The sequence below is a fragment of the Lyngbya sp. CCY1209 genome, from assembly GCF_035615495.1.
GTDB lineage: Bacteria > Cyanobacteriota > Cyanobacteriia > Cyanobacteriales > Microcoleaceae > Limnospira.
Genome location: NZ_JAJENU010000196.1, coordinates 1 through 7,858 on the forward strand (window position 1 = coordinate 1; position 7,858 = coordinate 7,858).

General features: G+C 61.2%; 6 protein-coding genes. 5 read left to right on the forward strand and 1 reads right to left on the reverse strand.

The window, feature by feature from the left end; all coding sequences use genetic code 11:
• Positions 1–116: 116 nt before the first annotated feature.
• On the reverse strand, positions 117–1,226 hold the full coding sequence (locus LKE08_RS03375; protein ID WP_324702784.1) for a tetratricopeptide repeat protein: 1,110 nt from the start codon (positions 1,224–1,226) through the stop codon (positions 117–119).
• A 349-nt stretch (positions 1,227–1,575) separates the two neighbouring features.
• Here LKE08_RS03375 and LKE08_RS03380 point away from each other — a divergent pair, with 349 nt between their 5' ends.
• The 5 genes from LKE08_RS03380 to LKE08_RS03400 all read left to right on the forward strand — a co-directional run bounded on the left by LKE08_RS03380 (position 1,576) and on the right by LKE08_RS03400 (position 7,666).
• Positions 1,576–3,321, forward strand: coding sequence for a protein kinase (locus LKE08_RS03380; protein ID WP_324702785.1), 1,746 nt, complete (start codon positions 1,576–1,578; stop codon positions 3,319–3,321).
• A 179-nt stretch (positions 3,322–3,500) separates the two neighbouring features.
• Positions 3,501–3,824 (forward strand): DUF6825 family protein, encoded by a 324-nt coding sequence (locus LKE08_RS03385; protein WP_324702786.1) that lies wholly within the window; start codon positions 3,501–3,503, stop codon positions 3,822–3,824.
• 84 nt (positions 3,825–3,908) lie between these two features.
• Positions 3,909–5,675, forward strand: a complete 1,767-nt coding sequence (locus LKE08_RS03390; protein ID WP_324702787.1) for an AarF/ABC1/UbiB kinase family protein — start codon at positions 3,909–3,911, stop codon at positions 5,673–5,675.
• Positions 5,676–5,778: 103 nt separating this feature from the next.
• Positions 5,779–6,504, forward strand: a complete 726-nt coding sequence (locus LKE08_RS03395) for a protein phosphatase 2C domain-containing protein (protein ID WP_324702788.1) — start codon at positions 5,779–5,781, stop codon at positions 6,502–6,504.
• A gap of 4 nt (positions 6,505–6,508) precedes the next feature.
• A complete protein-coding gene (locus LKE08_RS03400) occupies positions 6,509–7,666 on the forward strand; it encodes an anhydro-N-acetylmuramic acid kinase (RefSeq protein ID WP_324702789.1) in 1,158 nt (385 codons plus the stop codon).
• The last annotated feature ends 192 nt before the right edge of the window (positions 7,667–7,858 follow it).

Consider the following 7,858-nt stretch of genomic DNA (forward strand, 5'->3'; position numbering starts at 1 on the left):
GGCTCAAGCCGCTCGAGTCGATTTTCATCCCCGCTCTGAAGAGACGGGGCTTCCAATCTCCCGACTATCCTCGTGAGGAATTTCTCAATTCTCAATTCTCAATTCTCAATTCTCAATTATTCCCTCAAATAAACCAAACCGCTGTAGAGTTGAAAAGCCGGGTCCCAGGGGGTTTCGGTTTTTCGCTCCAAATCGACGTGGGAGGTGATGCGGCTCAAGAGTTGGGTGTAGTCCAGGGTCGTCTCCGCGAAAGGGGTAAATTCCGACCACAGGGGGGCAGTTTCGAGGTTGAGGTCGAAGGTTTCGATGAGGCGGTTCCACTGGAGGCGGGCCGTCTGTCGGGTGGGGGAAGTGGGGGCTTCGGCGGCCGCGTCGGGGTTGAATTGGACCCCCTTTTGGAACTCGTAGGTTTGGTCGCACAATCGCAGGATCGAGCGGCGTCCGGGAAGGTGGAGGTCGTAGATTTTGGCGTAGTCCTGGGTAATTTTTCGGTGGCGGAAGCGATCGCTCTTTTGGCGGCGGGGGTCGTAGTCCATCGTCTCCACGAACAGCGGCAGCAACCCCTCCACCCGCGCCGCCACCTCGGACCAGTCGAAACTCAGGGCGCCGAGGCGATCGGTTTCGTCCCGGCAGACGACGGCGGGTTGGGGCGAGAGGGACTGGATGTGGGAGACACGGAAGACGTGCAGACTGTCGATGTCAGCCAAAGACGCCCAAAATACGGGGATGTCCGCGTCGAGCATTTCCCGACCGTAGACCCCCAACTCCCCGAATTCCCCCGTCCGGTACAGGCGCCAGCCGCGACTCTGGAGCTGCATCCTGGCGCTGTAGGCGTCGGTTTTGAGGAGGCGAGCCAGGATTTTGGCGACCTCGGGTTTGCGTTCCGGTTCGACCGGTTCGAGGATCAGCACCGCCGGCTCACCGCTGCGGGGGTCCGCCTTCGTTTGCGCGATCGCATCTTGCCGCCGTTGCTGTTCGATGGCCTCCAACCGCTTCACCCCGTCGCGGGCCTGGCCGATAATTTTGGGGTGGCTGGCGGTTTGCAGCAGTTTGCGGTAGACTTTTTCGGCGGATTCGAGTTGGTCGGTGGCTTCGTACCAGCGCCCGATGTAGAGTTTCACCCAGGGATTTTGGGGGGACTGTTTTTGCAATTGCTTGAGTAACTTTGCCGCGCCTCGATAGTCCTGACGATCCAAAGCGGCGGCGACCTGCTCGATTTCTTTCATGGTATGGGGTGCGATCGCGCCGAGTCACTTCCTCCAATCGTACTCGATCGGGGATAGGCGGGCGATCGGAGGCGACCGGAGGCGACCGGAGGCGACCGGAGGCCAGTTGATATCAGATCCGCACATATTCCCCAATCATCTTCAGATGATTTTCGCTATTAGCTTGGGAATTAATTCCCAAGCGGTTTGGATGCTCCACCCGTTGCTCCCTCCGCTCCCTCCACTCCCCCCCGAGGGGCTACAATTCCGAAAACAAGATGTAGACTATCAAACGGGCGATGTACCCTAGCGTTATTGCCTCAGAGCCACAAATCGACTAACTTTAGGGGGAAAATTGGCACGTCGGCAGATGAACTCAGCGACTCAAACCATCCTTCAACATGGCAAGTACAGGCTCGATCGCGTCCTGGGACGGGGGGAATTCGGCGTCACCTACCGGGCGACCCACCTGCACATCGGTCAAACCGTCGCCATCAAAACCCTTTCCCGGCAACCCGGAGGGCAGCACGACATCTCCCAACTGCGACATCAGGCGATCGCGATCGCCCAGCGGTGGAGTTTGTGCCAGCACCCCAACCTGGTGCGGGTCCTCGACCTGTTCGAGGAGGGAGGATATCCCTTCATCGTCATGCAGTTCGTCCCCGGCGAATCCCTGCAAACCCTCGTCCGGCCCGGACATCCCCTCCCGGCGCCCCAGGCCGTCCACTACATCCGCCAAATCGCATCGGCCCTCGACATCGCCCACCGGCAGGGACTCCTCCACTGCAACCTGCAGCCGACCTCCGTTATCCGCCGTGGCGGCAGCCGTCTGGCCATGCTGGCCGATTTCGGGGTGGGCAGCTACCTGCAACCCGACACCGCCAACCGCCACGTCCCCAACCGCGCCCTGGGGGGAGGATTTGCGGCCCTCGAACAGTACCTCCCCCACGAAAAACCGACCCCCGGCACCGACATCTACCGACTTTCGGCGATCTTATATTATCTGTTGACGGGGGAGGCGCCGTTGGAGGCTCCGCTGTGCGCCGGCCACCTGACCGAACAGTTGCTCCACACCAAAAAACCGAGCCTGCGCCAGTTCCAACCCGACCTGAACCCGGCCGTCGAAGAGGCGGTCCGCTGGGGGTTGGAGTTGCAACCCGGGCGGCGTCCGTCGAGCATCGGCGAATGGCTCGACATCCTCTGTACCCCTGAACCCGCCCCGGCCGTCCGGGAGGAATATCGCCCGCCGGCCCCGCCGCCGCCACCCCCGGCCGCCCGAGAAGAACAACGGCCCAAACCGCCGCCACCCCGACCGAAAATGAGAAAACTCTCCCGGCTCCGGGTCGCGCCGCTGTTCGTCCTCACGGCCGTGATCTCGGGGTGGGTGGGATTTGAAGTGACGCGGCGCTACGGCGACGGCCTCGTCGCCCAATTCGACCCCGGGTTCGACCCGTCGGGGGACGGGGGGGAGCGGTTGGTACTCGACCCCTCCAAACCGATCTTTGAAGAACCCGACTTGGTGGGCAAACAACCGGATTCCGAGTGGGACGGCATCGGAGAACTCCAACTGCTCGGGGACGGCAGTACGGACGTGGGGGAACTGCTCGAAGATGTCGCCTACGAAGAATGGGAAAGTGAACCGTTCCCCGACGTCTACGAGTCCCCCCAAGCGATCGAAACTCCGGATTATTATGCTTCCGAGACGCCGCCGGAACGGTCGGAACTCGATTCCAACGGTTATTCCGATTGGGAAGAGTATCCCCCCCTCGACCCCCCGGCGGACGACAGTTATCGCCTCCCCGAGATTCCCGAGGAGGAGTACCCATACTATCAGCCGCCTGAGCCGGCCGCCCCGGCGGTTCCGGAGTCCTACGCCGAACCGTCGCCGACTTGGGACGCGACCCCCCCCGAAGCGCCCGCCACCCCCAGTTGGGAGCGGGAGTTGCCCGACCTCCCGCCGGCCGAACCCTCCGAGCCTTGGACTCCCGAAGAATCGCGATCGGCCGACCCCGCCCCCGAAACCGGGACGAAGCGCTGGGACGAGTTCCCGCCCGCCGGTGCCCCCGAGCCGGAGTTGGAGTGGTCTGGGATGGGCGGGGAAGAATCTAAAATCTGAAATCTGAACTCCCAAAAATGAGAGAGGCGGCCTTCGGGGAATTGGCGCGATCGCGATCGCCCGATCCCCCGCCCGGACTCGCCGGCGGGAATTTTCTCCCCGGATTTCCTCCCCCGGCGCCGGTGCATTGAGGAGCGATCGCGTTATAATTTGTTACGGAAGTTAGCAAAACTTTTTTTATGAGCAAGCCAGCCGTTCATTCTTTCTTCGTGGGCAGAGCCCTGGCCGAAGGACTTTACGAGCAAATCGAAAACCTGCTCTCCGGCGGTCTGAGCGATTTGGGAAAATTTGACGCCGAGCAGCGGGAACGCCTGCGAGAATTCGCCGCCGAGGTGATGCGGCGGGCACAAGAAGAGGAAATGAGCCGGGGAATTGCCACTTCCGGAACGGTTGACGGCACCGCCCCCGCCGGCTCGGTGGACCTGCAAGAAATCATCGACGACCTGCGGGCCGAAATTGCCGAACTGCGCTCCGAATTGCAGCTCTACCGCAACCGAGCCTAGGCTTCAGCCGGACTCCCGACCCCGCAACTTTTTCCGATTCACCCAACCCGATAGATTAGCTGGAAACACAATTTGGAAACTCGAGTGTCTGTTCCCATTGATGACTCGATTCATCCCCGCCGGAACACCCAACAGATCCGCCAAAATGCAGTGGCGCCGGCCACTGAGAAATCCTACGGAGAAAAGGCCTACCGTTGGAACCGAAAACGGTACTCCCGCAAACGGCGCTTCGTCGATATTTGGGCGTTCGTGCTGTTGTGGCTGGGCTGGATGTGGAGAGACAGCAAACAGTGGAGCTACGTCGGCGGTTACAGCGAAGAAAAAATGCTGGCCCGACGGCGACAGCAGGCGATCTGGCTGCGGGAAAGTTTGCTGGATCTCGGCCCGACCTTTATCAAAGTTGGCCAACTGTTCTCCACCCGGGCGGACCTATTTCCGGGCGAATACGTCGAAGAACTCTCGAAACTGCAAGACCGGGTTCCGGCGTTCCGCTACGAGCAGTGCGTGGAAATCATCGAGCAGGATTTTGGCAAATCCGTCCCGGAGTTATTCCGCAGCTTCGACCCGGTTCCCCTGGCCGCCGCCAGTCTCGGCCAGGTACACCATGCCCAACTGCACAACGGCGCCGATGTGGTGGTGAAAGTGCAACGGCCCGGACTCAAACAACTGTTTGAAATCGACCTAGCCATCCTGCGGGGCATCGCCCGCTATTTTCAAAATCACCCCAAATGGGGCCGGGGCCGGGATTGGATCGGCATTTACGACGAATGCTGTCGGATTCTGTGGGAAGAGATCGACTACCTCAACGAGGGCCGCAACGCCGACACCTTCCGCCGCAACTTCCGCCAGTGCAAATGGGTGCACGTGCCCCGGGTGTGGTGGCAGTTCTCCTCCCCGCGAGTCCTCACCCTCGAATATATCCCCGGCATCAAAATCAGCAACTACGAGGCGATCGAAGCGTCGGGGTTAGACCGCAAACAACTGGCGCAGATGGGGGCCAAGGCCTACCTGCAGCAGCTCCTCAACGACGGCTTTTTCCACGCCGACCCCCACCCGGGGAACATCGCCGTCAGCCCCGAGGGAGAGCTGATTTTTTACGATTTCGGGATGATGGGGCGCATCACCTCCAACCTGCGGGAAAAATTGATGGAAACCCTATTCGGCATCGCCCAAAAAGATGCCGATCGCGTGGTGAAATCCCTGATCGAAGTGGGCGCCCTAGCCCCGACGGGGGACATGGGGCCGGTGCGGCGATCGGTCCAGTATATGCTAGACCACTTCATGGACCAGCCCTTCGAGGAGCAGTCCATCGCCGCCATCAGCGACGACCTCTACGAAATCGCCTACGACCAACCCTTCCGCTTTCCCGCGACTTTTACCTTCGTGATGCGGGCGTTTTCCACCTTGGAAGGGGTAGGGAAAGGACTCGACCCGGATTTTAACTTTATGGAGGTGGCACAACCGTTTGCCATGCAGCTCATGTCCAATGGAAACAGTTCTGAAACAGCCAACAGCATCATCAACGAAATCGGGCGGCAGGCGGCTCAGGTGAGTTCGACGGCCCTGGGATTGCCGGGGCGCATCGAGCAAACCCTGGATAAACTGGAGCAGGGCGACCTGCGGATGCGGGTCCGCGCCACGGAAACCGACCGCCTCCTGCGCCGGGTGGGGAACGTCCAGATGGGAACCAATTACGTTTTGTTGGTCGGTACGTTCACACTCTCGGCGACACTCTTGTTCATTAGTGATAAAGTGTGGTTAGCCCTCGTCGTCGCCCTGTTGGCGCTGATCGTCGGCATCGCCTTTCTCCGACTCCTGCGGCGGATCGATCGCTTTGATCGGATGCTGTAGGCACCGGGCGGGATTCGCGATCGTCCGGGTCCCTGGGGTGGTCAGATAAAAAAAATTTATAATTGATTTCCGCAAGGAGAGAAACAACTCGAACAGCCAATTTATGAAACGCTATTTCGCCGGTTTGACGGATACGGGAAAGGTTCGGAAGGTCAACCAAGACGCTTACCACATCGATCCGGATGGACGATTTTTCATCGTGGCGGACGGGATGGGCGGACACGCCGGGGGTCAGGAAGCGAGTCAAATTGCGGCTCAGACCATCTCGGACTACCTGAATTCCCAGTGGGATTCTTCCGACCCTTCCCCGGTCTTGCTCAAGGAAGCTTTCCTTGCGGCTAACCGCGCCATCCTCCAAGATCAAATTGACCATCCCGAACGGGCTGACATGGGGACGACGAGCGTCGTCGCCCTGTTCCGCGAGGAGCAGTCCTGGTGCGCCAACGTTGGGGATTCCCGCCTCTACCAGTTGCGCGGCCACACCCTCACCCAAGTCACTGAAGACCAGACCTGGGTCGCCCAGGCGGTCAAGCGCAACGACCTGACGCCGGAAGAAGCTCGGGTCCACCCCTGGCGCCACGTCCTCTCCCAATGTCTGGGGCGGGAGGATTTGGCTCACATCGAGATCTTGCCGATGGAGGTCAAGGACGGCGATCGCTTATTATTATGCAGCGACGGCCTGACGGAAGAGTTGCCCGATTCGGTGATCGCCAACCAGCTCAAGTCCATCCGCGCCTGCGAAGCGGCCACCCAAGCCCTGGTGGACGAGGCGAAAAATCGCGAGGGACGGGACAACATCACGGTGGTCGTGATCCTGATCGGATCTTAGGCCCGTGACCCGCGTCATCGGTTTGATCAGCGGTACGTCCGCCGACGGCATCGACGCCGCCCTCGTCGAGATCGGCGGGGGGACGGCCGATTTGCGGGTGGAGTGTCTGCGGGCGGCGACCTACCCCTATCCGCCGGAACTGCGATCGCGGATTTTGGCGGTGTGCGGGGGCGAACCCCTCTCGGTGGCCGAACTGGTCGCTTTGGACGACGCCATCGCCCGGGAATTTGCCCGAGCCGCCCTGGCCATCCAAGACCCAACCCGACCCGCTGAGGCGATCGGTTCCCACGGACAAACCGTCTACCACCGACCGCCCGACTCGGGCGCGGAGATGCCCCTGGGTTGCAGCGTCCAACTCGGCCGGGGGGAGGCGATCGCTTACCAAACCGGAATCCCCACCGTCAGCAACTTCCGGGCCGCCGACCTCGCCGCCGGGGGGGAAGGCGCCCCCCTGGTGCCCGCCGTCGATGCCCACCTCCTCCGCCACCCCGCCGAATATCGCTGCATTCAAAACCTCGGCGGCATCGGCAACGTCACCGCCCTGCCACCGGGAAAACGGGGAGAATCTGAACCCGTGCGGGGATGGGACACCGGACCGGGCAACGCCCTGTTAGATCTAGCCGTCGAATACCTCTCCGGCGGCCAACAAACCTATGATCGCGATGGGGCCTGGGCCGCCGCCGGCACGCCCGACACCGAACTGGTGGAACGTTGGCTCAAACACCCCTTTTTCCGAACCCCGCCCCCCAAATCCACTGGGCGGGAAGTCTTCGGCCCCGACTATTTGCGAGAGTGTTTACAAGACGCCGAATCCCGCCACCTCACCCCCGCCGACCTCCTGGCCACCCTCACCGAACTGACCGCCGCCTCCGTCGCCGACAGTTACCGCCGGTTTGTGCCCCGACAACCCGATCGCGTCCTCCTCTGCGGGGGCGGCTCTCACAACCGCTACCTGCGATCGCGCCTCGAACGGCTTTTCGCCCCAATTCCCATCCAGACGACCACGGAAATGGGCGTGGATGGGGACTTCAAAGAAGCGATCGCCTTCGCCGTCCTCGCCTACTGGCGCCTTCTGGGCATTCCCGGCAATTTGCCCGCCGTCACCGGGGCGAGTCGATCGGTTCTGTTGGGCAACATTTCCCCACCCCCCCGTCCCGCGTGATACGATACGATAGGAACGCTGGATTTTCAAGCTCAGAACGCTGCCGACAAACCTGTTACCTGTTGTTTCCAAGTCACGGTTGAGCCAGTTGGCAGCGCGCAGTGAGGGATGATACTGTCAGCACCCCGCTCTAAAGAGACGGGGCTTCATGCCTCTCCTTTAGGTAGCTGACCAGCCTAAGTCTTAACTGAC